Origin of the sequence: Flavobacterium flabelliforme (assembly GCF_017948675.1) — a bacterium.
Classification (GTDB): domain Bacteria; phylum Bacteroidota; class Bacteroidia; order Flavobacteriales; family Flavobacteriaceae; genus Flavobacterium; species Flavobacterium pygoscelis.
On record NZ_JAGFBU010000003.1, the window covers coordinates 59935 to 85457 of the forward strand.

Annotated in this window: 23 protein-coding genes; 7 read left to right on the forward strand and 16 right to left on the reverse strand. The window is 31.9% G+C overall.

Translation table 11 applies throughout. The features are described 5' to 3' along the window. Nucleotides 1-222: 222 nt before the first annotated feature. From J3S90_RS09025 to J3S90_RS09040, 4 genes are read left to right on the forward strand one after another with little or no spacing between them, the layout of a single operon-like run. On the forward strand, nt 223-978 hold the full coding sequence (locus J3S90_RS09025; RefSeq protein ID WP_210645915.1) for a hypothetical protein: 756 nt from the start codon (nt 223-225) through the stop codon (nt 976-978). A gap of 1 nt (nt 979) precedes the next feature. Beyond that, the gene (locus tag J3S90_RS09030; RefSeq protein WP_210645916.1) at nt 980-1402 is read left to right on the forward strand and encodes a DUF5675 family protein; all 423 of its coding nucleotides are present in this window, start codon (nt 980-982) and stop codon (nt 1400-1402) included. Nucleotides 1403-1405: 3 nt separating this feature from the next. Further along, nucleotides 1406-1639 carry a hypothetical protein gene (locus J3S90_RS09035; protein WP_210645917.1) on the forward strand — a complete coding sequence of 78 codons (234 nt, stop codon included), beginning with the start codon at nt 1406-1408 and terminating at the stop codon, nt 1637-1639. Beyond that, entirely contained in the window at nt 1629-1805 is a 177-nt protein-coding gene (locus J3S90_RS09040; protein WP_210645918.1) for a hypothetical protein, read from the forward strand. The genes J3S90_RS09035 and J3S90_RS09040 overlap by 11 nt, the downstream gene beginning before the upstream one ends. Nucleotides 1806-1872: 67 nt before the next feature. Here the strand turns inward: J3S90_RS09040 and J3S90_RS09045 are convergent, their stop codons facing one another. The 3 genes from J3S90_RS09045 to J3S90_RS09055 form a co-directional block, all read right to left on the reverse strand. Continuing rightward, entirely contained in the window at nt 1873-2058 is a 186-nt protein-coding gene (locus J3S90_RS09045; protein WP_210645919.1) for a hypothetical protein, read from the reverse strand. Between the two features lie 25 nt (nt 2059-2083). Next, a complete protein-coding gene (locus J3S90_RS09050) occupies nt 2084-2509 on the reverse strand; it encodes a DUF6943 family protein (RefSeq protein WP_210645920.1) in 426 nt (141 codons plus the stop codon). Nucleotides 2510-3372: 863 nt separating this feature from the next. Further along, on the reverse strand, nt 3373-4398 hold the full coding sequence (locus J3S90_RS09055) for a hypothetical protein (protein WP_210645921.1): 1026 nt from the start codon (nt 4396-4398) through the stop codon (nt 3373-3375). 198 nt (nt 4399-4596) lie between these two features. Between J3S90_RS09055 and J3S90_RS09060 the strand changes: the two genes are divergently transcribed. The 3 genes from J3S90_RS09060 to J3S90_RS09070 all read left to right on the forward strand — a co-directional run bounded on the left by J3S90_RS09060 (nt 4597) and on the right by J3S90_RS09070 (nt 7282). Then, nucleotides 4597-4830, forward strand: a complete 234-nt coding sequence (locus J3S90_RS09060) for a hypothetical protein (RefSeq protein WP_210645922.1) — start codon at nt 4597-4599, stop codon at nt 4828-4830. A 97-nt stretch (nt 4831-4927) separates the two neighbouring features. Next, nucleotides 4928-6601 (forward strand): tetratricopeptide repeat-containing sensor histidine kinase, encoded by a 1674-nt coding sequence (locus tag J3S90_RS09065; protein WP_317192532.1) that lies wholly within the window; start codon nt 4928-4930, stop codon nt 6599-6601. Nucleotides 6602-6613: 12 nt separating this feature from the next. Continuing rightward, on the forward strand, nt 6614-7282 hold the full coding sequence (locus tag J3S90_RS09070) for a response regulator transcription factor (protein WP_210645924.1): 669 nt from the start codon (nt 6614-6616) through the stop codon (nt 7280-7282). Nucleotides 7283-7733: 451 nt separating this feature from the next. Here J3S90_RS09070 and J3S90_RS09075 read toward each other — a convergent pair whose 3' ends face one another. The 13 genes from J3S90_RS09075 to J3S90_RS16105 form a co-directional block, all read right to left on the reverse strand. Beyond that, the gene (locus J3S90_RS09075; RefSeq protein WP_210645925.1) at nt 7734-9416 is read right to left on the reverse strand and encodes a hypothetical protein; all 1683 of its coding nucleotides are present in this window, start codon (nt 9414-9416) and stop codon (nt 7734-7736) included. 49 nt (nt 9417-9465) lie between these two features. Beyond that, a complete protein-coding gene (locus J3S90_RS09080; RefSeq protein WP_210645926.1) occupies nt 9466-12663 on the reverse strand; it encodes a type I restriction endonuclease subunit R in 3198 nt (1065 codons plus the stop codon). Nucleotide 12664: 1 nt separating this feature from the next. Beyond that, the gene (locus tag J3S90_RS09085; RefSeq protein ID WP_210645927.1) at nt 12665-13663 is read right to left on the reverse strand and encodes a nucleotidyl transferase AbiEii/AbiGii toxin family protein; all 999 of its coding nucleotides are present in this window, start codon (nt 13661-13663) and stop codon (nt 12665-12667) included. After that, complete coding sequence (locus tag J3S90_RS09090) at nt 13660-14385, reverse strand: DUF6088 family protein (protein ID WP_210645928.1); 726 nt, start codon at nt 14383-14385, stop codon at nt 13660-13662. The genes J3S90_RS09085 and J3S90_RS09090 overlap by 4 nt, the downstream gene beginning before the upstream one ends. A 209-nt stretch (nt 14386-14594) precedes the next feature. Next, nucleotides 14595-15722 carry a PD-(D/E)XK nuclease family protein gene (locus J3S90_RS09095; RefSeq protein ID WP_210645929.1) on the reverse strand — a complete coding sequence of 376 codons (1128 nt, stop codon included), beginning with the start codon at nt 15720-15722 and terminating at the stop codon, nt 14595-14597. 8 nt (nt 15723-15730) lie between these two features. Then, nucleotides 15731-17521 carry a GmrSD restriction endonuclease domain-containing protein gene (locus J3S90_RS09100; RefSeq protein ID WP_210645930.1) on the reverse strand — a complete coding sequence of 597 codons (1791 nt, stop codon included), beginning with the start codon at nt 17519-17521 and terminating at the stop codon, nt 15731-15733. 237 nt (nt 17522-17758) lie between these two features. After that, nucleotides 17759-18535: an HNH endonuclease gene (locus tag J3S90_RS09105; RefSeq protein WP_210645931.1), complete on the reverse strand. Its 777-nt coding sequence runs from the start codon at nt 18533-18535 to the stop codon at nt 17759-17761. 130 nt (nt 18536-18665) lie between these two features. Next, a complete protein-coding gene (locus J3S90_RS09110; RefSeq protein ID WP_210645932.1) occupies nt 18666-19652 on the reverse strand; it encodes a bacteriophage abortive infection AbiH family protein in 987 nt (328 codons plus the stop codon). Between the two features lie 3 nt (nt 19653-19655). Beyond that, on the reverse strand, nt 19656-20837 hold the full coding sequence (locus tag J3S90_RS09115) for a hypothetical protein (RefSeq protein WP_210645933.1): 1182 nt from the start codon (nt 20835-20837) through the stop codon (nt 19656-19658). A gap of 1 nt (nt 20838) precedes the next feature. Further along, the gene (locus tag J3S90_RS09120) at nt 20839-21882 is read right to left on the reverse strand and encodes a nucleoid-associated protein (protein ID WP_210645934.1); all 1044 of its coding nucleotides are present in this window, start codon (nt 21880-21882) and stop codon (nt 20839-20841) included. A 34-nt stretch (nt 21883-21916) separates the two neighbouring features. Continuing rightward, nucleotides 21917-23170, reverse strand: coding sequence for a restriction endonuclease subunit S (locus J3S90_RS09125; protein ID WP_210645935.1), 1254 nt, complete (start codon nt 23168-23170; stop codon nt 21917-21919). Next, nucleotides 23154-24722 carry a type I restriction-modification system subunit M gene (locus J3S90_RS09130; RefSeq protein ID WP_210645936.1) on the reverse strand — a complete coding sequence of 523 codons (1569 nt, stop codon included), beginning with the start codon at nt 24720-24722 and terminating at the stop codon, nt 23154-23156. The genes J3S90_RS09125 and J3S90_RS09130 overlap by 17 nt, the downstream gene beginning before the upstream one ends. A 370-nt stretch (nt 24723-25092) precedes the next feature. After that, nucleotides 25093-25509 (reverse strand): DUF6804 family protein, encoded by a 417-nt coding sequence (locus tag J3S90_RS16105; RefSeq protein ID WP_317192533.1) that lies wholly within the window; start codon nt 25507-25509, stop codon nt 25093-25095. Between the last annotated feature and the right edge of the window lie 14 nt (nt 25510-25523).

Here is a 25523-nt window from a genome sequence, read left to right on the forward strand (position 1 = left end):
AAAACGTTTTTATATGCTTTAACATATACTTATAAATAGTGATTAATTTGAAAGAACGTTGTCATTTAAGTTGATTTATGCCATTTATGTCTGAAAGTGTCATATGGAATAGGGAGTGTTTTTTATGTGATTTAATTAGCTAAAATTTGTTTCGAAATCAATCGGAAGATGTTGCAACAGAAAGATGATTTAGAGTAAATATTAATCTAAATTTTAGGAATTATGGCAAGACAGAAAGGCATAATTAAATTAAAAGGGACTATCGGAGATATTACCTTTTACAAAACCCAAGACGGACACTTAGCGCGTGAAAAGGGAGGTATTGATGCCAGTAGAATCAAGAATGATCCAGCGTTTCAAAGAACGCGTGAGAATGGTTCTGAATTTGGAAGAGCTGGCAAAGCAGGAAAAATGTTGAGAACGGCTTTGAGAGCTTTGCTTTTAAATTCTGCTGATAGTAGAATGGTTAGCCGATTAACGCAGCAAATGGTTAAAGTTATTCAGGCGGATACCATTAGCGTAAGAGGATTGCGAAATGTCATTGATGGTGAAGCGGAATTGCTCGCAGGCTTTGAATTCAACATTCGAGGAAAACTGGGCACCAGTTTGTTTGCTCCCTATATAGGAACAATTGATAGGGTATCTGGTGCTATCGCAGTTGGTATTGCTTCTTTTATTCCTGCAAATATGATTGCTGCACCAAGTGGAACTACACATTTTAAAATTATTTCAGCTGGTGCTGAAATTGATTTTGAAGCTGAAACATTTGTGGAAGCTCATTCAGAAACAGCTATTCTACCATGGGATTTGACTGCAACTGCTGTGATTACTCAAACCAATACGGTAACCCCAAATAGTATAAAACCGTTGTTTTTAGCTTTAGGAGTTGAGTTCTATCAAAGTGTAAATGGCCAGATGTATGCCTTAAAAAATGGTGCTTATAATCCATTGGCATTAGTGACTGTAAGCGGATTGTAAGATGATTTTAGTACTAACAAGAACTTATTTCCCTGATGGAACAAATAGTAAACTCGAATGCGAGGGCAAATTAATTTGTAACGCCATTGAATTGCCATGGAAGAAAAACGAAACCAAGGTTTCTTGCATTCCAGAAGGGAACTATTTTATTAGAAAGCGCTATAGCAACAAATTCAAGTGGCATTTGGAGGTTATGAATGTTGAAAATAGAAAGTTTATTCTGATTCATCCTGCGAATAATGCACTTTTAGAATTAAAAGGCTGTATTGCTCCGGTAACTCAATTTTCTGGTCCAGGTTTAGGCTTGATGTCTCGAAAGGCATTTTATAAACTGAAAGAGTTTGTTTTTAAAGCTTTAGATCGTGAAGAAGAAGTTCGTTTAATTGTTCAATCAAATTCCGAAAAGGGAATGATAAAAAAATAAATTATGAATGTTATAAAACGAGCGAAAGCTCCAACGCCGAAATTTTTTAAAGTGCTTCGAAATATTGGTTTGGCATTAGCTGCAGTTGGTGGAACTATCTTGACAGCGCCTGTGGCTTTGCCAGTTGTACTAGTTTCAATTGGAGGATATATTGCTCTTGCTGGCGGTGTTATTTCGGCTGTAAGCCAATTAACTTCAACCCAAGATGTCCTTCGACACACTAAGGATGACAAATAGTAATTCGGCTTTAGCTGGTACCGCTGGCGGTACTTTTTTGAGTATTATTCCGAATCTGAATTCGGAAGATGTTGTAAGAACTGTTATTTTAGCCGCTTTGGGTGCCATTGTCAGTTTTACAATTTCGGTTTTACTCAAATTTTTGATTCGAAAGCACAAAAAATAATGCAATTCAAGTTATGGTGACCGTGAATTGCATTTTTGAAAGCCCAGACCGCAAGGTTTGGGCTTTGTTAGTTTTGATTTTCTTCAAATAGATTCAAAGTAACTTCTTCAACTACCACATCAGCACAAGAACAATAGAGACCGTTATATTTTGCGCTGTCAATAGCCTTGTTTCTGCTGTCAAATATGCCAAAGCAAACTCTTGACGCCTTGCTTTTCCAAATGTCCGTCTGGTATAAAATGAATAGTTTCATAAACTCCCTTTTTTAAATTAGTGAATCAAATTTTCTTGCAGTATCGGTCTAAAATAACCCTGCGCATATTGTTGATAAGATTGATGTTTTGATGAAAATGATTTTCTTGCTGCTCTATCAACCTTAGCGCCTTAACTTCTTTTTGATGCTGCTCAAAATCTTGCAACATTTCATTGACTTTAGTAGAGAAATCTTTTTTGAAATCTTGAATTCTCAAAAAAGGAATTACAGAACCATATAGGGATTTGTGACAGAATTTGGCTTTCCAAAGGCTATAGGCCAACCAATATACTGTTTCGGCATCCTCTTTGTTTGGAAAAATGATAACAAAACTATTGGTGAATGGCTCTTTTTGAGGCTTTCCACTATTCAACCCTTTGTTAAGGATAAAGATTTTTTCGCCTTTGTAACGGGTGTTTTTCTGATGTGTTTTAATGATAAAGTTTGGCATGGCTTTGTTTTTTTGGTTGTACTTTTTTTCATGCTAAAATTTTTCGAAAAGAAAAAAGAGAGAAAAAGAAAGCCATCTTAACAGCGCAAATGACGAACGGAAACGGAGGGAGGAACGACCGACTGAAAGTGAGGAATGGACGCTAGTATTGCTGATTTTTTATCTCTTTCTTTTCGATAAAATGCAGGGTCGTTCTGGATTTTTTTTGAAGAATTTCTTATGGAAACTGCAATCAAACACCCCCAAGCACCGCAGAAAACAATAATTGTAGCGATAGCGGAAATTATTGTGTTTCGAGGAGCGAAGTTGGCGGTGTTGCGGCAATCGAACAGCTACCATAAATGCGGGAATTGAGCGAAGGAACGAAGTGAAATGGAGCAGGTATGAGCGTGAAACGGCGGGGAAGAAATATGACACAGCCTTTGGCTATCCTTGATTTAGGGCAAAGTGAGGTTTTACCGAACGGAGCCAACCCCGATAGCTGTGCGAAGGAGCAACCGCTGAAAAAACGGAGGGCTATAACCATAATATGGCTGGAATGTAATGTAGCGTAGGAACGGAGCGAAACGAAATGAAGCGTTATTATGGTTATGGTAGCCCGACCGAACGCAGGAAGTGACCGTGTGGAGATGAGGAACGAAACAGTGCGAAAAAATAGCTGCTTATTTTCAAGCTGCTATTTTTTTAGTACTGCGAAGTGTCTGTGGAATGGAGGGAAACCAATACTGCTTCTTATAAAAAAAAGTATGCCTAAAGTACCCTAAAAGATGTTATGAAAATATATGGTTGACCGACTGGAACAGCCGAACGGAACAAAGGGAACGACCGTAGGGAGACCGCTTGATTGCTTTAGTAGAAAAGGCTTATTTCACGTACTTATCAATCATATATTGTGTAATCGGTTTTAATATTTTTTCATTTTCAGGGTGGAAACCTGGGCCATTAAAAAAATCAAGATGGTCTCCATTTTTACAATACCATAAAATGGGTTTATTATGCTTAAAAAAAGTTGTTGTATCCGAAACCTCAATTTTTTTTAAAGTTAGCATATTTTCATTCATCGGCAATTTGGAGTACAAATTTACAATGCCGACTTCTTTAGTTTCACAGACAACCGCTTCATAATGGTCTTTTTGCCATTGCATACACGTTTTTTTTGGTAAAAACCAATATGCGCAACCACCTAGGATTAAAATCAGAAGCATTGCGGGAATAATTTGCGGTGTCTGTAAAAATCGTATTTGCTTTTTTACCAAGAATGATGGTTGAATTATTCCATCATTCTCCATGTTGTCATTTATAGCAATTTTATCTTCTCCGGTAAATTTGGGTCCAACAGGACTATTGGGACTGTCAATAAGACTAAACTTTTTTTTTATAGATTCTGTTTTTGAAAATTTAAGGTAAGGTCTTGGATTAAAATCAATCAATATTGCCGCAATATTTACCGCCTCAATATCAGTTAAATCCGTTTCTCCCTTAAAAAAGGTTTCAATAGGCCTGAATCTATCTGTTTGATCTTTTAATTTATTGGAACAATTTGGAACAAAATCAAATTGAAAAAAAGCAGAAAAGCTTTTTAAATCATCAACGTTTGCATCATTTTTAAATAACTCGGCACACAATTTTCTCAATTTAGCGCGAGAAGGATTGAGCAAAAAACTGGAATGACTTCCCATTTTTTCTATCTCGTACTTCAATTTAATAGCTGCTTTATAATCTTCTAAAGTATTTTTCACCATAAGCTTAAAGTAATTTTTAGGAATTTTTAGGAATCCTTCGTCATACTGGGAATCATAGGAATTCCGTATCAATTTTACTTGAGAAGCATCATTACTTTGCCTCAGAATTAGTTGTTGTTCTATTTCGCGATACGGACAAATGTACAAAACTACTTCTATAAAAGTGACGCTATACAGGACAGAATTTTTATTCCGGGAAGTATAATTAAACGGTTCTGTACTAGCTCGCTTTACTTCCCGAAAGAAAAACAAACTGTTCTCATTTTAATGGTTTAGCCAATACTAATTATTCGATTAAAGATATCGAATTGCTAAACCTATGTCCAATTTTTAACAATTAAAATCATGAAAAAAATATTTTTTATAGCTGCTTTTACAGTATCAGGCTTAGTTATGGTATCCTGTGATGCGGATTCTATTGATAATACAACAGCGCAAGCAAAGGAATTCGCAATTAAAAAAGAAAACCTAAAATCAATGGAAAACGACAGTGTTTCTGTTCTTAAGATAAGTACGGTTAACGCAAATCTAGATCCTGGTGATGAAATAATTATTATTACACCTCCAAAAAAGCCATAATAAAAAGCTTTAATTTATTATTAAATACTATTTTCGGGGAAAGAAACTTTATATGTTCCGTTCCCCGTTTTTTATTGTGCTATTTTTGCTTTTAATTGTGTCTTGTCAAAAGAATGTAAAAACAGTTATTGATATTTCTACTAAACAAGATAGCTTAGAAAAGACTAAAGCTATTAATTACTCAGGCTTAGGTGATGCTTATAATGTTGCTAATAAGCCAGATAGTGCTTTTTATTATTATAATAAGTCCAAAGAGTTATTTGAACATGTGGGGGACAGTTCTTACATTGCTTATAATTTACTCGGAATGGCTCAAATCCAACAGACTTCAGGAGATTATTATAGCAGCGAAGAAACGTTGACCGAAGCTTTACCGTACATAAATAGTGATTTGCAATATCAAATGGCCGCAAATAATTTATTTGGGATTTCAGCAAAAGAAGTTAAAAATTACGATGACGCCGTTCGTTATTATAATACAATTTTAAAATCGGTAAAAGATTCCGTTTCTAGAATGGTAGCACTCAATAATATTGCTACGGTATATACGGAACAAACAAAGTATAGAAAAGCCATTGCTCTTTTAGAGCCCATTTTAAAATCGGATGTTTTAGATACACTACAGAATAAGAAAGCTAGAATTATTGACAATTTGGGATTTGCATATTACAAAGACAATCAAATTCAAAAGGGGCTAGCATTAATGAATCATGCTTTATCAATTAGAACTAAAATAAATGACTCCTATGGTAGTATTAAAAGCTATTTGCATTTAGCGGATTTTTATCAAAATAGAGATCATCAAAAATCGAAGGAGAATGCATTGCAGTCCTATAAATTAGCCACAAAGTATAAAAGTATAGATGAACGATTGGAGGCATTAGAAGTCTTAATGTCTTACAATCTAGAAAGAGGGGTAAATACTTATGCCGCATTGTTTGTAAATCTTAATGATAGCATTAAAACAGTACGAAACAATGCAAAAAATCAGTTTGCTAAAATTAAGTATGATTCTAGAGAAGCGACTTTGGAAAATATAAAATACAAGGGGCAAAGAGCAGAAACTCTTTTGCAACTTGAAACGCAAAAAAACCAAAAGTACTTGCTCAGTTTTGGATTCGTTGTGCTACTTGGAGGAATCGGTTTCCTAATCCACTATTTTAGAAATAAAAGTAAAAGAGAGTTATTAGTAGCAAGATACAATACCGAAACTCGAATTTCTAAAAAACTTCATGATGAACTGGCTAATGATGTTTTTTATACGATGACTTTTGCGGAAACCCAAGATTTACAAAACCCTATAAAAAAGGAAACGCTGTTAGACAATCTTGATAAAATATATGTTAGAACACGAGATTTCTCTAAGGAGAATAGTACGATAGAGACAGGAGAAAGTTTTGAACACAATCTCAAACAAATGCTCAGTAGTTATAAAAGTGATAGTGTCGAAGTTATAATAAAAAATGGAAATATAATAGATTGGTCAAAAGTTCAAAACGAAAAAAAGATAGCGTTGCAAAGAGTCTTGCAAGAGCTCATGGTCAATATGAAAAAATACAGCCAAGCCACTTTTGTGATAATTGGTTTTGATAGCGATCAAAATTATGTAAAAATTGACTATTCAGATAATGGGGTTGGCCTCTCTGAAAAACTAATTTTAAAAAATGGCCTTCAAAATGCGGAAAACCGTATTCAGGCAGTAAAAGGAATACTTACTTTTGATTCTCAAATTAATAAAGGTTTCAAAGCTAAAATTTTACTTCCTAAATAATACAACAAAAATATGTTTACAAAAGTTTTAATTGCAGATGATATAGATTTTAATGATGTGGGGGCGGCTCAAATACTCAAAGAACTTGATGTTCCCGAAATTCAATATTCAAAATATTGTGATGACGCTTTGTTAAAAATTAAAAGAGCATATATCGATGGCGCTCCTTTTCAACTGCTAATTTCTGATTTGTCTTTTAAAGAGGATCATCAGTTGAACAAACTCAATTCAGGTGAAGAATTAATAGCTGCAGTAAAACAGTTGTTCCCTAACATTAAGATTATTGTTTTTTCGATTGAAAACAGAGCACACCGTATCAAATTATTATTTGACGAGCTTAACATAGATGGCTATGTATTAAAAGGGAGAAACACCATATATGATCTTAAAAGAGCCATTCAAAAAGCGTACAATAATGAACCGGAAAATATTTCACCGGAATTGTTAAGCTTGCTTCAAGACAAGACTACAAGTGAAATAGACAACTATGACGTGCAGTTGATTAGACATCTCTCCCATGGACTATCGCAAGAGAAGATGGAAACGGTATTGAAACAAGAAGGCATTAGCCCCAATAGTATAAGTTCTATTGAAAAGCGAGTTAATAAGCTTAAAATTTATTTTAAGGCAAACAATACAGTACATCTTATCGCTATAGCTAAGGATTTAGGGATTATTTAACGAGCAAAATTCAACTCTTTTCAGAGCTTTTGTCATCATCAAGTCCTTTTTTTTACTTACTTATTATAAGGCTCTCAAGGTTGTTAGTTTTTCCTTTACACTACTATTTATATGGATTTTATTCTTAGTTCTTTATGATTGGTAGATTTATTATCGCGATTCCATTCCCGTATTTCAATCGAGGAACTATTGATATTATTGACGTTCTGAAATAACAGGTAAAGATTATTTTTTGCTCCCTTCAAATTTCTTAAGCCATTTAAAAATTCTTGCACGACATTTTTTTTAGTTTCAAAATTTTTTGATTTTTCATTGGTTGGTTCATTGATGTACACTCTTCTGTTGACTTTTAGCATAATGGCTTGCACCTTTTTGTTTTTGTGATTTTATAATTATTATTGACTAACTATAAGGATACTTCTCATCATACATTTTCCAAAACCATTCTTCATTAATCCCATTTTTTGTAATCTCCTTTTCGAATACATTCAATCGCGACTCTAAGTCTTTCGTCATTGCATTTTTCTTCTTCCCAATGGTATAAAAATCTTCGTGCTTCAGATAGTTTTTTAATTCTGTCGGACAATTCAATTCCTGAAGCGTTTTTTCCATCCATGAGTTGTATAGTTCCTGTTCTAAAAACACTAATCCGATATTGATTTTCTCTTTTTCTATTGTCAATTCCTTCTCTAACTGTGTTTTCAAGTTGTGTATGATCTTCTTGAAGTTTTGTTCCTTTTTGCTCAAATTCTGTTGATAAGGAATCGATTCTTCTTCCAATATTTTCGATTTCTCTTGATAGTTTATCAATTTTTGCTCTATGTCTAGATTGTTCTTCAAAATCAAGTTGCTCAATGAATTGGAAATGTTTGATTTCCTTTTCTCTATCTGCTCTTTCTCTATCGAGTAAGTAACTTTCTTCTCTTGCAATATTTTTTTCTTCCTCTCTAATTGTGTTAGTTCTGTCGTTGTGATCTTCCCTAATTCCTTCCGCAGTATTTCTAATTCCGTATTTTGCTGAAATTTGCTCGCGAGTATCTTCTTGCTCTTTTCTAAGGTCGCTTGATTTTGAATAAAATCTTCTTTCCACATCTGAATAGTATTCCAACGATTCTTTTTCTTTTGTACTAAGAGCTCTTCCTGTTTCTTCAATTGTGCTTTCTTCAGATTCAAATTCTGTGAATATTTCATTCTCAGAGCTTCTTGCCATTTCGTCCAGTCTTTGTCTAACCCCGTCTGAAGCTTTCTTAATTCTTGATATTTCTCGTTCAAACTGATTTTCAGTTCGTTTGTAAGATTGTGATTCCAGACATCTTCTAATTGACCGTATAAGATTACCAATTTGCGCTGTTCTACAGGAGTAAGATTCTTCAAAAAGTCTTCTTTGCTCTTCATCAATGAATGGAATTCCTTTTGGATTTCCTTTGGAAACTGAAATGTAACTGGTGTTTGATTCGATTTCATTATAAACCCATTTAACTTTTGTAACTGATTTCAAAATTTTTTCAATTTCTTCTTCCGGTACTTTCGGAATAATAATTTGAACTGTATTTATTCCTATCCTTCTTAATTTTATTTTTTTTTCATCATCTAATTTATGGGTAATTACAAATTCAACAAACAATATAGGTTTGTCCTCTTCGTCAAAAAAAGTTACATCAGGTCGAATTAATAAATAACGGTCTTCGATTTCAGGATTTTTACCCCATTTTATGGTACCTTCTTCATCTTCATAAAAAGAAAGTTGTGAAACTACTTTTGCTGCATGAATCGTTGTTTTTTCTTGAAGCAATATAGGGCTTCCTATTGTACCTTTTGGTGGGAATTTGTATAAATCAGGGAGTTTTAATTCTTTTAATCTTCTGAGAATGTGTTCAGCTAATCGCTCCCGATATACTCTACTACTATAAATACACTCTACAGTATCTTTATCTATATTTGAAGCATGGTGTCTAAAGTAAGATTGATGTTTAGGATTTTTGAATTTAATGGCCTGCATTTCTTTATTGCAGCCCATACAGTAATAACCATTAGCTCCGCTTTTTGATTGAGTTATATGAATTGGAATTTCTTTAATATCAAATGCCCAATCGTTTTGATTTTCAGAATCTTTAGTATTAATCTCGTTTTTCATAAAAAAAATAGAATTACATGCTCATTAGGGAATAAAAAAATGACTATGCTTACTTAACTTTATTACTATACTTCTTAAAATTCTCTGCTTGTTCAAAGATCTCCTTATAAATTTCATCTCTATCTACGGGAGGACAGCCATTTTCAGCAAGAAGAACTATTAGATCTGCTTTTAGTTCTGCTTTGATGTCCTCTCGTTTGCTCCAATCGGTGTATTTAGTTAAATCATCTACCACATCTTTCACTCTTTGAGCAAGTATAAGTAGTTTGTCTTCGGGATAGACAAAATCGTATTTTTTAGCCAAGGCTTTCAAAATGTCGTAAAACGCTTTTTCTTCAATGTCGATACCTAAATCTTTGAAAGATTCTTTTTCTTTTTTAAGCGCATAGTACAAGTCGATAATTTCATCCGTGAATTCTTCTAGCACTTCACTATTTAATACATCGCTTTCTTTACGTTCGTTGTAACGGTCAACTATGGCTTGTAATCTTTTGGAGAAATCGATTCCTGTGATTTTGTTTATTTTCTTAATGTCATCAATTGCTTTTGCCAATAATTTTTGAAGCAGTTTAATTTTAGTATTTGGCAATTTGATTTTGTCAATCTTAGCCATGTAATCATCTGAAAATATATCTACTTCAGTTTGATTGTCTTCTCCAAGTTTGAAAATTTCTTCAACACCATTGCTTTCAATAGCTTCTTGCAGCATTTGGCGCACTCTATTATTCATTTGAGCGGTGTCTGGTGCTTCGCCTTTAGTTAATTTGAACACTATCGAACGAACTGCCAAATAGAAATGTATTGTATCACGTTCAGTTTCTTTGAATGCACCACTTCCGCAACAAATATCATAAGCCGATTTTAATCGCTTTACGATATACATGAATCTTTTTTCTAAGTCTTGTGTTAACTGTACAAACTCAACCGCTTTGTTAAGTGTGTGCAATTGCTCTATTGGAGAACCACTAAAATAGTTTGTTTTGTCAAACTTATGAAACAACTTATTCAGTAGATCTAACTGATCTTTAGTAACTACAATAGATTGCTCTATGTCTTCAATGTTGTCGTGATCTGCTTTGCTGTACATTGCCAAAGCTAAATTCAGTTGTTTTTTTATTCCGATATAATCTACTACAAGACCCTTTTCTTTTCCTTCATATTTTCTGTTTACACGAGAAATCGTTTGAATTAAATTGTGCCGTTGTATCGGTTTGTCAATGTACATCGTATCTAAGAAAGGAACATCAAAACCTGTTAACCACATATCAACTACAATAGCGATTTTGAAATTTGATTTCTCGTTTTTGAATTGGCGATCCATTTCTTTACGGTCGTCTTTTGTTCCTAGCAAATTATACATTTCTTCCTCATCGTCTTTTCCTCTGGTCATGACCATTTTTATACGTTGGGAAGGTTTGATTTTTCTCTTTTCTTTTTCTGTTAGTTCAACTGAACCATCAGAAATTTTAATTTCTGCCCATTCAGGTCTTAAAGCGGTAATGTTTTTATAGAGTTCAAACGCAATTGTACGGCTGCTGCAAACAAACATTGCTTTGCCTTTTACAGTTGCGCCTTCTGCAATCCTGTTTTCGTAGTGGTTTACAAAATCTTCGGCAACGGTTTTTAAACGAGCAGGATCACCAATGATTGCATTCATTTGCGTCATGGCTTTCTTACTCTCCTCAATTTGGTTTTCGTTGCTTCCGTCTTCTGCACATTGATTGTAATAATTTTCAATATCCTGAAGTTTATGATTGTTTAGCAATACTTTGGCAGCACGTCCTTCATAAACTATACGCACCGTGATTTCATCGGCTACCGATTCAGTCATGGTATAAGCATCCACTATTTCACCAAAAACATCAATTGTAGCATCAATTGGTGTTCCAGTAAAACCAACATAAGTTGCATTTGGCAAGGAATCGTGTAAATATTTGGCAAAGCCAAATGTTTTAGTCACGCCTTTTTCAGTAACTTTTATTTTTTGATCTAAATTAGTTTGACTTCGGTGTGCTTCATCCGAAATACAAATTACATTCGTTCTATTCGTTAGTAGTTTAGTGTCTTCAGTAAATTTATGAATCGTAGTTAAAAATACACCTCCACTATTTCTTCCCTGTAACAATTCACGTAAATTAGATCGACTTTCAACGCTCACAATAGTTTCATCGCCAACAAAACCTTTAGCGTTGGTAAACTGTCCCGATAATTGATCGTCTAAATCGGTTCTATCTGTAATTAAAATAATGGTGGGACTGCCAAAATAAGTGCTTTTCATTAATAAGCGACTTAAAAATAGCATGGTGTAACTTTTACCACAGCCTGTTGTGCCAAAATAAGTTCCGCCTTTTCCATCACCTTCAGGACGTTGGTGTTTTTTTATATTTTCGAATAATTTTGTTGCAGCGTAATATTGAGGATAACGACAAACAATTTTTTCGTTTTTCTTAGAACTATCAGGTAAATAAATAAAATTTTGAATGATGTCACGCAATCTATTGCGGTTGAACATTCCTTGGATAAGCGTAAACATGGCATCAATACCATCAACTTCTTTTTGCATTCCTTCAATCTTTCGCCACGCGTAAAAGAATTCATACGGCGCAAAGAACGAACCTGCTTTGGTATTGACACCATCACTTATTACACAAAAAGCATTGTATTTAAACAATTCAGGAATATCTCTTTTGTATCTAGTCGTTAATTGTTTGTAGGCATCATGAATTGTAGTGTTTTCTTGAATGGCCGTTTTAAACTCAAAAACTACTAACGGCAATCCGTTGAGGTATAAAATCAAATCAGGAATACGCATTTCATAACCTTTAATAGCTAGCTGATTTACAATTTTATAGATATTTTTGTCTTCTTCAGAATAGTCAATAAGTTGAACGTAAAAATCTTTTTGACTTCGATCTTCTCGCTTTAGTAAGAAACCATCGCACACCATTTTCATAATGACTTTGTTTGTTTCGTACAAGTCAGAAGAGGGGAGACGTTCTAAATCCCTGACTATAGAATCGATTTCGTTTTCGGTAATGTTTTCGACAGCGTAATTAGTTCTTAGGTAGGCTTTTAAATCTTCAATAATAAGTACTTTTTCACTTACGATATGTCCGTACACAGTCTCAGGCTCTGACGTGCCTTGATATTCTGTTTGTCGTACTTGCGCACCTACAAGATGAGTCATTTTTTCTTCTTGTAGTAAACTTATAAACGCTTTTTCTAATTGTGATTCGGTAAATTTCATATTATTTTTTTTCTTCCTGTTTAGGAATTGTAATATCCCATTTTACATTGTTTACTCTGTCCCTAATTTTAATAAGTGAACCTAGAACGGCATCACTATTTGGTAGTGCACCATATACAAGATTTGCAAATTCATTGGTGTATGTGTTTTCTAATTGCTTCCAAGTTTCTTCCGTTTCGCGGAATATTTTAGCTTCTTTAGGATGAAACGCTAACCATTGATTATTGTTTTTAAAACTCGCCACATCATCTTCTCCAACAAGTGAAAGCATTTCTTCAAATGCAGGACTTTTAAAAAATTCTGAAATTGCAGGAACTTTTAATAGTTGGTGTAAATCGTAAGTATGACGAATTTTATTTCGCAAATCAGTGATTGGATCTTCTCCATAAGAAAACCGAACCAAGCTCATTATTTTTTCACAAATAGTTCTATTTACATGTAAAACTTGAACTTCAAAAGGTAATAAGTCATGTTCTTCAGCAAGTTGATGTTGTCCTGCTGATTCCATCATTGTAAAAATGTAAGAGGAAATGGTAGTTTTTTGAAATGGTTCATAACGTCCTAACCAAGTAGCTTCAACTATAATATTTTCTCTTACTTGCCCATATTTTCCAGTAACGGTTTTAGGATAGCTATAAGCGATTTTTCTAAGCATTCCCACTTTATGTGTAATGCCTTCTTCTTCAACTTCGGTTAATTTTGTTCCAACCAGATTGGTTATACTTTTTAATTTATTTCTCAGTAGATTTCCGCCTTCATTAGTACCTTTTAAAACTACTAAGTCAATATCCTCAGAGAATCGTTCAATCAAACCAAAACATTTAGACAAAGCTGTTCCACCTTTAAAAACGGTTTCTGTTCCAATTGAATCATGAAAGATAAGATGAAGTACATACGTAACCCAATAATCTTTTTCCACATAAATGGGTAATATCCCCATTTGTTGAGCGGTAAAATCAATGGATTGTCTGAATAATTTTATGTCCTCGTGTAACTTCATAGTAAATTCCATTTTTCAGATGCTTTCAAAACAGCAGTAACATCTGATAATTTATACTTTGTAATTGGATTTAAACTTTTCTGTAGTACTTCTTGGAATTGCATAATTCCTATTTCCTCCAATAAAGCACCCAAAAGCGCTCTTGTGGCGGGTGGATATTTCTGCGATAATCGTACTAAAGTATTTGTTTCCTTTTCGTTTAGGTTTTTCAACAAGGATATAAACCGTAAACATGCGGATGAAATAGTGCTGTCAGGAATTTTTTTGATGTAACGAATAGCATCTAATAATTGCAAAAGAGGAATATTCTCCTTGGTAATGGTATTCTTTTGCTTGATGAATTTAATAGTATAACGATCTCGTTGTAGCACTGGACGAATTTCGTTCCTACCAATCTGAATTGTATTACTAACTTGCGTGGTTAATCCCAATTGATTGTAAATACTATAACCTGTTAGATAACCTATTGTTTTTCCATCATCTTCCAATAAATCTTTTACTACTTGAAACTGATTAGGCTCTAAATTCCCAAACGGCGTACTCTCGGGTTTATAATATTTCCCTTTAGCTAACTTTGCAATTTTACCAGAAATCACCATGCGATTCAAGGCTTTTATTACAGCTTCTTTTTTATTCACCTCAGTAGTGAAATCAGCATAGGTGAAAACGTACCCTTTTGGGAGTCTGTCTATAGTAAATGTTATGTAGTCAGTGGTTTTCATGCTTGTGTATTTACTACAAATATATACTTTTGTCCAGTTTATTATATAAAAAACTGGACATTTTTAATAGATAATTTGAGATTTATTTTGGTTTTGACACTTACACTACATACCTTTGATATATCAAAGGTATGTAGTGTAACCCTTCTTTGTCTTTTTGAATGTCTTGTCATAAGGTATAAGAGACTTCTTTTTAAAGAAAATAAACGTTAATTGTTGATTTTTGGAATAAAATCATTTAGTTTTCTGTATATTGAAAGTAAACCATCATTATTCAATTTTTCAGATATAAACTGAGCTAAATTAGAGACTTCAATCTCATCCAAGACATAACTCATTACTGCAAAATGACACCACTTTGAATTTCCATTTGTGTAAAAATCAGATTTTATTGTTAATTGCTCACGTTCTGAAAAAACAATTTGTTGATATTGTTCTTTGTTTGTGAGAAGCCCTTCCTTAAGTTCAACTACTAGAATTAATCTTTTTTCAGTTGTAAGTAGTCTATCGAAAAACACAGTTATCATTAAGTTTTTATTCTTTGTTGATAGAAAAAAGCGCAATCTTTTACCAAATTCTCCTTTTGGACTTTGCAATACAAAAGCTTCATCAACTAATTCAATCACTTGCTCTATTTGATTAGCCACATGAGTACGTACCGCAAAATGAAAATCTTTTGCTTCAATAATTTTTGCTTGGTTGTCAAAATAAAATTTTAATTCTTTACTGTTTAGCTCGCTTTTACTCATGTTTAAAGTGTTTTGATAAAAATCTTTTAGAAATACTACATACTTGTCTTTTGCTTCCATTAGGTAGCTTCCAGAGTTTTGTATAACTCTTTTTAGAAAATCTAAGTGAGTGATGTTTATAAAATGAGGGTGGATTATATTTAGCTTATTTAAGGATAAAACGACCCCAATTTTATTATCTTCAATATTGTCAATTACCCTTATTGAAGACCAATAGTCTTGTAGGTCATTATTAAGGATATGGTAAACTTTATTCTCAATAATGATAGCATGATTTTCATTAGAAAGTAAAAGGTCAATTCTTCCATTTTTCTTAGTTGATACTTCTGTGTCAACATCAAAAACTGAAATCGCATCTATCTTTTTTGTTTTTCCAAGTTCCGTATCGGCTATTAATTCTAATAAAGTACTAACAAATAAATCGCTCATACCGTGAGCTTCATTTACGTCAAAATAAAAGGCATAAATATTAGACATCACATTTTCATAATGTGGTTGTTTTGCTATGCCTAGAAAAGTTTTAGTTCTTTTTTTTATTTTGGGGATTGCATTGTGGTCTAAGAATGCTTGCAAAGTTTGTAAATCCATTTTTGTAATTATAATTGTTCGTAATAGATTTTTAATTTATTTGCCATCAATCTTCTGCGTTGTTCTAAAAAACTTTCATACACCAAATGATTTCCTTCTTCTATCATGCTTGGTATGTCGTTATTAATTAAATTCTCTTGTAAACCGCTATGAGAATCTAATGTGCTTATTTCATTAGTACCTGCATCTATTTGTGTTTTTACTTTATTTAAATAGGCTTCGGGAGTTAACATACCTACTTTAATATTAGTTGCTTGTTCCGTATAAACGAAATTAGCAACTTGGTTGTATGCTTTTTGTGCGTAACCGTTATTCATTAAATACTTCTTTGGAAAAATATGGTGAACATCGCCTCTTTGTTCGATGAGACTACTAATTTTCATGCTTTTAGATAAGAAAGCCGTTGCATTAGCATTTATTTGCGCTGCCAAATATAAATTATAAGCATTATTATTTACACTAGAACTTTCTAAATCATTTATAATTCCGAAGTCCCAGAAACCTTCGCCTAAATTAGCTTGTTCCATTTGCTTCAAGTAAACTTGAATCCCTTTTTCTTTTATTTGTCTGATATCTTCATCGATCCTTGATTCTGCTGAACCAGAATAACGACCTATAAACATACTCAGAACTAACCAACGTTTCACATAGCCTTGTACTTCAGATTCTGCCAGACCATCTTCACGCAATTTTAAGTATAAGGCGTAAGCAAAATTTAGACTGTTTTGAGAGGAAATTAATTTTTTACTTATCAATCCTGTCGATTTAATAATCATTACAAAACGTTGATAATTAGTTTGATTTACAAAGGCTTCTAAACCTTCAGAAAGTTTAGCATAACTAGCCTCAGAAATGTCGTCTTCATAAGTACGAGTCTCAAAATTACGTCCAGATAATAAAGCTACTAAATCACTAAATTTACCTCTACCAAATTTAAACGTAAAAGCTACCCTAAGCATGTCTATGTAATCAGGAACATATAAAGAATCAGCGCCAGTTGCCATCCATTTTATACTGTTATAATACGGAGTTTTAGTAAAAGCGGTGTCATTGTCTTGAATGTGTTTTATAAATCCTTTATCAACCAGTAAACGACAGAAGTAATCAATCATTTTACGCATTTTATTACCGCCATGATTTTCGTCAGAAGCAATTTTTGACATCACAAAATCAGCGTTACTTAATACGACACCTTTTTGATTGATACGAATAAAAATTTCTGTAACCGTATCAATATCTAAGGCTGCATCCAATTCTATAATTCCCACTTGTTTGGTTTTGATGCGCTTTAGGTTTTCTATTCGCTCCTCTATCAAATCCTCGTTTGCTTCAGGATTATCAAAAATGTATTTTTTTATTGCTTTAGAAATAGAAATTTCATCATTCACAATTGGATTTATATTATCAATCCATTCCGAACTTTTCTCTATTACTTTGTTTAATACCTCAAACTTCTCTTCCAACGGATTAAACGCAATACGAATCGTTGTTTCTTTATAGTTTTTATCCAAAACACGTTGACCTACAATAGCAGCAGTAAGTGCTGTAATACGCTGTTGACCATCAATTAAAACACGCTTGCCAGCGGATAATTGTCCGTTTTTTAATTTTACATCTGGATTACGCCAAGTAATTATATAACCTACTGGATATCCTTGATATAAAGAATCGATCAAATCTCTAACTTTTGCAGCATTCCATACAAAGGGACGTTGAATTTCTGGGATGGCAATATCGCCAGATTTTATCCAACTTAATAAAGTTTCTACGGGTTGTTGGTGTACGCTATATTTTGCCATTATTTTAAATAATATTAATTTTTATCAATTTGTATTCTTTCGAATGAATATTACATATTAAGCTTTTGGAGATAAAAAAATGATATTCAAACCATTTTCCCGACGCCAGGAAAATGGTCTAATTCAATTTGTGTCGTTTTGCTGACGTCGGCAAAACGATACTTTTTTATACAACTAACAATCATTAGGATGAAATGTATACTCGTCTTTTTTTTTGGGATTGTTCAGGATATAGTCTCATGTATTCATAACATTCAATGCAATATCTATATCTATAAATTTTTCAATCACTTTTCCCTCTATGAAAAAATCCTTTTTCATCTGAACAGATTTTTGTGCATAATCTTTAAACTCTTCTTTTGTAAAAGGAGCGATTGGAAAACCAAAAACATGACCAAGAAATTCAATTTCAGCAAATTGACTATCCAAATACAAATAATTCATTCTACTAAAATACAAAATAGGTGTTTCGGCCTCACTTCTGAAAAATATCATAACACCAATTTTTCTTGTAAAATATAATACAGGTAAATCTCCTAAATCATATCTTGAAAAATTTCTTATAACATCATAACTAGGCTCAAAGCCTACTTTTTTCTGTCGGTTTAATTCTTCAAAATACATTTTATATAAACCTCGTTTAAAAGCTCTACAAAGTTCTAGTTGTGAAGCAAACATAAACGAAGGCTTAACAGCTAGACGAAACTTACCTTTTCGTTCTTTCATTTCGAAAAATTGAGATTTAAATTCTCCTACTTTTCTTTTTGAAATACCTCCGAGTAAAAATCGTTTTCTTGAAATTGAAAAAGCTTCCTTCAAAGCAACTTCAATAGAATATTTTCCATTGTGGCTATCTCTATTACCAAAATAGTAATTGCAATCATCACACACGTTTCGATTATAATTTTGACCTCCTAATGATTTAGGAATAGTATGTGCCTTTTTTATAAAAGTAACTTGGAAATCCGACTTTAGACACCAGATACATTTTCTTTCAGGTATTGAACTAATCATTTACTTAAAATTATTTATATATAAAATTCCAACTAGGATCTCCCATAAGGAAAACTTGTTGCAATGGAATTCTTCTATATTGATCTCTAGGGTTTTGTGTTAATTCAAGTTGTTGTTTGATTTCTTGCATTTAAAACAATTTTAGTTGATTCTTATCTTCTTGTCTAATTTCATCTAACGTAATAAAATCAATTTGTTCGTAATGTAAGCCAATAGATTTCAGGTTCTCATATAGCGGCTGTTTATCACCGTAATATGAAGATGTCCATTTAATGTCTTTATCTTCAATAGAATCAATTATTTTTCTAAAATAAGGTTGGTCAACATCTGAGACAGATTGACCTAATACAACAACTTTTTTAATTGAATTTAAATTATTAAAAAAGTTATTATTTTGATTTATTAAATCTTCTGTGTATTTGAATGACTTATTAAAATAACCTAAAATAGTATCAAGACCTCTATCATATGAAAAATCGTAGTTATCAGACATTCTTTCATACCATTCTTGTTGCTCTTCAATAGTTAAATTATTAGGCATTTTTTCTTCTACTTTTACAAAACTTTCTGGATTTGTTCCGTGCCCCAATATTAATATATCATTTGAAAGTGCTTTATTATGAATATAAAGGATATTGTTGGAGGAAATACCATAGTATCTTTCTAAAGTGTCGGTATAATTAAAAGATAAGAATTTAGAGTTTTTATCTATATTTAATAACTCATTATTATCTTTAATAGGGAACTCAACATTTCGAATAAAGTTCTTGAACTCATTAAAAAGATTAATTGTTAAGTCATTTACAAGTCCTTCCATAACTTGTTCTAAAGCATGCCAATCTCCATCTCTAAAATCATCACTAGCTGGGTTTGGTAAATAATCTGAATTGTCTTCTAAAACAGATTCATAATTTAAATCTGCTAATGCAGATTCAAAACTATTCCATTCATAATAATTTATGTCAGGATCATCAAGATAAGGCAAACCATAATAATCTATTAAATAATCATAAATTTCAGAATGCTTTTCTTTTAAATAAAAACCAAATGATTTGTAACTAGTATTCAAACCATGATACAGATCAAAACCATTTCCAATTATGTAAAGTGTATTCATTATTTAGTATTTTAAGTATAATTTGTTTGAAGAAATCCATAAATAGAAAAACATTATAATAATGGCTCCAAATTCAAACGACATAAAAAACAACATCATACATAAAGTGAAGATTGGAATAAACCATAATATTACTTCAATTAATATTAGTCTGTCAAATTGTTTGTTTTTTTCCGAATTAACATTGCTAAAAGCTTTTTCAACTTCAGTCCTTGCTTGATTTTTAAAGGTAGATTTATAATGCTCTATATTTTCTTCAATAAATTTAATTGCTGATTTTTGATTATTTACAAATAATTGTAACAGCGTTGAAAAGATAAACAAACCTCCAGTTGCAACGATATTTTTGGGGCTATCAATTTTTTCATAATCGATACTTGATAAAACAAGAACAAAAGCTGTTGGTATTGCTATTAACTTAGTTTGTGAATCATTTATAACGGCTTGTAACTTTTGATTAAAATCTATAGCTTTTGAATCAATTTCTAATTTAAGTTTATTGTAAGAGAAATTCCTTAAATAAAAATTATAAGTTGATATTGATTTATTTATATAAACTTCAAAGTTTTTTAATAATAAAAAGAATCTATTTTCATCCTCACTAAGATTACAAAAGTCAATGAATTCATTTAGATAAATATTTTTTTTGTCGAGAAAGTTACTGTCTTTAAGAACTTCTATAAAATTATTAATTTGACTACAAGTCTTGTCATCTAAGGAGATTACAACATCACTTTCATATCGAAGTGTCATATAAAGTGATTTATCTTCCCTTACAATGATAACATTTTTAATTTCGGCAACATCATATGTATGTTTTGCAATATTTTGTAATTCAATTATTAAATTAACAATAGAATTATAATTTGAATAAAAAGCAGAATCCTTTAAATATTGATTTAATTCATTTATATAAATACTAATTGAAGGGATTTCGTATCTGAATTTTTTTATAAAAGATTTGGTATCATTGTAGAAACCTAACTTTTGTAATTTTAATAATGAAAATTCTAATTCAATATTATCTCCAATTTTTGCAGGATTGGTCATTAAATTTTCAATAATATCATCGTCAATAAATGACTGAAAAAGAGCTAAGTCTACTAAATGGTATGGACAAAATAAAGTACTCCCTTCAACTCTAGTATTTGATATACTGGCTATTTTAATAATTTCCTCTAACATTTTAGTTTAGGTTGTTAATTTTATCAACTAGCTCTTTCGGTAGATTTTTTATTGTCAATTTATTTGACAATTTATCATAATGTATAGTTTCATTTAGTAATAATGCTGAATCAAATTCAATTTTCAAGCTTTCATCACTGTATGTTAAATATTTAAATACTTTCATTTTTGATTTATCACCACTGATAACAGAGCTGACTTTACGGCCTTCTTCTGTTGAGAAATTTTCAAAATCTTTTGGTTTTTCAGAGTCTAAAATTGCAGATATTCGTTTTAGTAATATTTCTTTTTTAGTAGCCATGCATTCATGAGAATATTCAAATATTTGATTTCGCTTTTTTATTTTAGTATCTCTATCCCATTTTCGTACTGTCGAATATTCATCAAATGCTTTAATTAAGTTATTGGTAGACTCAGTTGAAGTTTTCTTATTGTCAACATCAACAAATGTCATAAAATAATAACTAACTTGTTTCATTCCTTTTACGAAAGATAGATAAGTTTGCCTGTCTGTCTCTAATTTTTCTTCAATGTTTTTCCACTCAGTAAGATTAATTAAGCAAGCTACATCAACTCTATTTAAATCTAAATTTTTTATATCTTCTAATGTTAAATTAATTTCATTAACTACGTATCCTTCTTTATTATTAATCATCAAAACAAGTAGTAAATCTTTTGAAGTCGACTTGTTAGTATATTCGCATAAAATCATGTATCCACCAGTTGCTGCTGGAGTGTTTTCAAGTATTTGTTTATAATAATTCATTACACTAATTGAAAAATCATAAAATGTGAATTCATTGTTACTATAACTAATTAAATCATTTTTAAAATTAGGCTTTTCATTAGCGAAAATTCCATAAATAGGACTTGATTTTTTATGATAGGATTTGTCTAAATTGGTTAAAAAGGTTTTTTCCTTTTCACTAATTGTAATTAGTTTTTTTGCTTGTTTTGATTTTACAACTCTTGTTCCAGCATCCTTTAGAAGTTGGTGTATTACAAAATTTTTAATTTCAAGATTTTCATTTTTATTTTTTGCCATACAATATGTTTTTCAATGATTTATTAATATATCTCTAATTTTCTACAGTTTCCATTCCACTCTCAACCTTTGTCATTTTTGCATTAAGCAAAGTACTTAATAACTTTAGAGTCTTTTTTTCCTTCTGATAAGTCGCTAATAAATTGTAAGTAGATTCAAATATATTATTAGCACTATTTAAAACTCGTTCATTAGGTAAAATAAAATTTATCCCTAATAAATCTTCAGGCTTAATTGATGGATAAGTTGATACACTCATTTCTGCTTTTGCCTGTAAATTCTGTAGGTTATCTTCTTGAATAATTGTTAGATATATCAATTCACTTGATATATCTGATTTTTTTGGTTGCAAAACACTGAAACCAGTTGAAACAATCATATTATCATTAGTGTTTTTTAGAATCCCAAAATGTCCCAAATTTGGTCTTACAGTAGAAAAAATTATATCATTATGTTTTACTTTTCTTTTTGCTCTGCTTGGTATTTCATCATATTCTAAATTAAGAAATTGAATATCTTCGATTTCATTATTTGTTATATTTCCTGTATCAAGATATTCTATTGTTTCAAATTGATCTCTTACAGACAATGTTGAGTCATTGCACAAGCAAAAATCTCCAATTACTCCAACATCCCACCCAACAGGAATCTCTTTCGCCAATTCCTCACAAAAAACCATCTCGCCACCATTACTTCTATAAGGCTTGCCATTCTCATCAGGAAACTCAAAATCTACAAACCATTGCTTATAAATCGCTTGTGCAGTTTCTTCAAGTTTGGTGATGAGTTGATTGTTGAGGCTTATGCGGTTTTGAATGGTATTGTATTCTTTTACAATTTCAAGTTGTTTTTCTGGAGAAGGGATTGGCAACAAAGTATCACGCATTTCTGTCCACGAAAAAATTTCCCGAGCACTTCCATGTGACATAAAACGTGCATATCGGTCAAATTCAGGTCTGCGAAACCACATCATCAAATATTCAGGTAATAATTCATTTTCATCGATAGCTTCAAAAACAGTGTAAGCTTGGGAAACCATTGCGTTATCGTGTTCTTCCAATAAAGCAATAGATATTTTGTCGCCATTTCTAGAAGTAACAGAACCGTAAGCAAATTGATTTTTTTTAATCAATTTGTAAGTTGACATATCAGTACCAATAATATTGGCAATTGACGGCATTAATACTTTTTTAATACTAACTCCCATCAAAGGAGCTTCAATCAAAGCTTTATTTCGAATGTTTACTTCCTGAATATAATCACCTAAACGCTTATAATTCGATTTCATAACCTAATTCTTTGAAAACGGTTAATAAATCATTTTTAGATGCAGCTTCAGCTTGTAATAATTCAGAAAAGTCTTTTTGTAAAACTTTCATTTTATCATCAAAATCAATATTCTCGTCACGGTTTACAAATTCAACATACTTGCTAGGCACTAATGAAAAATCTTTTGCAATTACATCTTCTAAAGTTGCAGAAAAACAAAACTCAGGTACATTTTTATAGGTATCCAAATCAGTTTGCCAATTGTGATAAGTCTCCGTTATTTCTGTAATGTTTTCTTCAGAAAATTGAGTAAATTTCTTTTCAAACGGAATTCCTTTTTCACGTAAGTCAAGAAATAAGATTTCGTTTTGACGGTCTCTGTAATTTTTTGAAGCATCAGGAAGCTGTACCGTTCTCGCTTTTTTATTTTTATTCAAAATCCAAAGCGTTACAGAAATATCGGTGGTATAAAACATAGATCTTGGTAAAATAACGATACTTTCCACCACATCATTTTCAATTAGTTTTCTGCGTATTTTATATTCTTCTCCACCACCTGAAAGTGCACCATTAGCCAAGATAAATCCAGCAACTCCATTTTCAGAAAGTTTGCTTACCATATTTAAAATCCAAGCATAGTTTGCGTTGCTTGTTGGCGGAACATCATAACCTCTCCAACGAGGATCATCCACTAATTCATCGCTTGCTCTCCAATCTTTTTGGTTAAAGGGAGGATTCGCCATAATAAAATCAGCTTTTAAGTCCGGATGTTGGTCACGCCCAAAAGTATCAGCAGGAACATCGCCTAAATTGGCTGAAATACCACGAATGGCCAAGTTCATTTTGGCAAGTTTATAAGTTGTAGCCGTATATTCCTGTCCGTAAATCGAAATTTCTTTTTTGTTTCCGTGGTGGTTTTCAATAAACTTTATGGATTGCACAAACATTCCACCAGAACCACAAGCAGGATCATAGATAACACCTTTGTAAGGTTCAATCATTTCGGCAATTAGGTTTACAATGCTTTTTGGTGTGTAGAATTCTCCTTTCCCTTTTCCCTCGGCAAGTGCAAACTTACTTAGGAAATATTCATACACACGACCAACAATGTCTTGTTGCTTGTCTTTTATAGTATCAATGTTGTTGATGGTATCTAATAAGGCGGCGAGTTTACTCACATCCATATTCAATCGAGAAAAATAATTGTCGGGTAATGCACCTTTTAGAGCAGGATTATTTTTCTCTACGGTATGTAAAGCGGTATCAATCTTTAAGGCAATATCGTTTTGTTTGGAATTTTGTATAATGAATGACCATCGCGATTCTTCAGGAAGAAAAAAGATGTTTTTCATGTTGTAAAACTCTTTCATTTCAAGGTATTTCTCTTTTCCTTCAGCAATTAATTCGCTTCGTCGTTCTTCAAATTTATCGCTTGCAAATTTTAGAAAGATTAAACCTAATACAACATGTTTGTATTCTGATGATTCTACCGTTCCACGAAGTTTATTTGCTGAATCCCAAAGGGTTTCTTCTATTGATTTTTCTTTTTTTGCTTTTACTTGTTTCGCCATTATGATATAAAATGCTTTCTACTTTTATTTTAATTTGTTTTACTGGTAAAAATAGGATTTTAAATACAATAAGATGTTTAAATACTGAACAGCTTTCTAATGTATTTATATAAAGCTCATGCAGAGATTAATAATCGGTTCATTATTGTAAAAAACAAAACTAAGCTGATAAATTTGTTTTTACTTACGGTTTTCCATAATATGAGCTAACAACAGTGTTTTTCTAATTTCTTTTGGTTTTTATAAGAGTATTTTGATTGCTCAATTGTAAATTAACAACCCTTTTATTGATTTAGCATTACGCACTTTTAGTGCTATTTTCTAGTGTTTAGATTAGATACCTACTTTTTTTTTAGCATTCCAATTAATTTTACAATTTTATTTTTGATTCTTTGATTACTGAAATTACCAAACTTACACTGATGATTACATCCACTATATTCCATAAGGATCTTCCTAATGCTATTTTGAAAAAGGGTTGAAATAGAAGCGCTAAGGCTATGTAGATAAATAGTTGGTTTTTCTTATTTTGCTCATTTGCTGAATACGCCAAATAGGCGAATCCTACCATTGCTGTAAAGCGTACGAATTGGTAAAAACCGTAGGGCATATTGATTAGGCAGAGAAGGAGTAGGTTAGCTAAGGCTAATTTAATAATTGAGTTATTCATTTTCTGATTATTTACATTTATATGTTCAAATTGAGGTGATAAAATGAATTTTAAATAATTATTTACTAATTCATCAATTTTACTTACCGTATCAATATCCTCCTTTTCTAAATACAATTCTAAAAATATCC

What these genes read in the sequence shown, in the direction of transcription:
- J3S90_RS09030 (WP_210645916.1), top strand. Translation starts at nt 980, where the DNA reads ATGATTTTAGTACTAACAAGAACTTATTTCCCTGATGGAACAAATAGT.
- J3S90_RS09035 (WP_210645917.1), top strand. Translation starts at nt 1,406, where the DNA reads ATGAATGTTATAAAACGAGCGAAAGCTCCAACGCCGAAATTTTTTAAA.
- J3S90_RS09110 (WP_210645932.1), bottom strand. Translation starts at nt 19,652, where the DNA reads ATGAATACACTTTACATAATTGGAAATGGTTTTGATCTGTATCATGGT.
- J3S90_RS09100 (WP_210645930.1), bottom strand. Translation starts at nt 17,521, where the DNA reads ATGGCAAAATATAGCGTACACCAACAACCCGTAGAAACTTTATTAAGT.
- J3S90_RS09025 (WP_210645915.1), top strand. Translation starts at nt 223, where the DNA reads ATGGCAAGACAGAAAGGCATAATTAAATTAAAAGGGACTATCGGAGAT.
- J3S90_RS09130 (WP_210645936.1), bottom strand. Translation starts at nt 24,722, where the DNA reads ATGGCGAAACAAGTAAAAGCAAAAAAAGAAAAATCAATAGAAGAAACC.
- J3S90_RS09120 (WP_210645934.1), bottom strand. Translation starts at nt 21,882, where the DNA reads ATGGCAAAAAATAAAAATGAAAATCTTGAAATTAAAAATTTTGTAATA.
- J3S90_RS09125 (WP_210645935.1), bottom strand. Translation starts at nt 23,170, where the DNA reads ATGAAATCGAATTATAAGCGTTTAGGTGATTATATTCAGGAAGTAAAC.
- J3S90_RS09095 (WP_210645929.1), bottom strand. Translation starts at nt 15,722, where the DNA reads ATGGATTTACAAACTTTGCAAGCATTCTTAGACCACAATGCAATCCCC.
- J3S90_RS09090 (WP_210645928.1), bottom strand. Translation starts at nt 14,385, where the DNA reads ATGAAAACCACTGACTACATAACATTTACTATAGACAGACTCCCAAAA.
- J3S90_RS09085 (WP_210645927.1), bottom strand. Translation starts at nt 13,663, where the DNA reads ATGAAGTTACACGAGGACATAAAATTATTCAGACAATCCATTGATTTT.
- J3S90_RS09115 (WP_210645933.1), bottom strand. Translation starts at nt 20,837, where the DNA reads ATGTTAGAGGAAATTATTAAAATAGCCAGTATATCAAATACTAGAGTT.
- J3S90_RS09045 (WP_210645919.1), bottom strand. Translation starts at nt 2,058, where the DNA reads ATGAAACTATTCATTTTATACCAGACGGACATTTGGAAAAGCAAGGCG.
- J3S90_RS09060 (WP_210645922.1), top strand. Translation starts at nt 4,597, where the DNA reads ATGAAAAAAATATTTTTTATAGCTGCTTTTACAGTATCAGGCTTAGTT.
- J3S90_RS09080 (WP_210645926.1), bottom strand. Translation starts at nt 12,663, where the DNA reads ATGAAATTTACCGAATCACAATTAGAAAAAGCGTTTATAAGTTTACTA.
- J3S90_RS09040 (WP_210645918.1), top strand. Translation starts at nt 1,629, where the DNA reads ATGACAAATAGTAATTCGGCTTTAGCTGGTACCGCTGGCGGTACTTTT.
- J3S90_RS09070 (WP_210645924.1), top strand. Translation starts at nt 6,614, where the DNA reads ATGTTTACAAAAGTTTTAATTGCAGATGATATAGATTTTAATGATGTG.
- J3S90_RS09075 (WP_210645925.1), bottom strand. Translation starts at nt 9,416, where the DNA reads ATGAAAAACGAGATTAATACTAAAGATTCTGAAAATCAAAACGATTGG.
- J3S90_RS09105 (WP_210645931.1), bottom strand. Translation starts at nt 18,535, where the DNA reads ATGATTAGTTCAATACCTGAAAGAAAATGTATCTGGTGTCTAAAGTCG.
- J3S90_RS09050 (WP_210645920.1), bottom strand. Translation starts at nt 2,509, where the DNA reads ATGCCAAACTTTATCATTAAAACACATCAGAAAAACACCCGTTACAAA.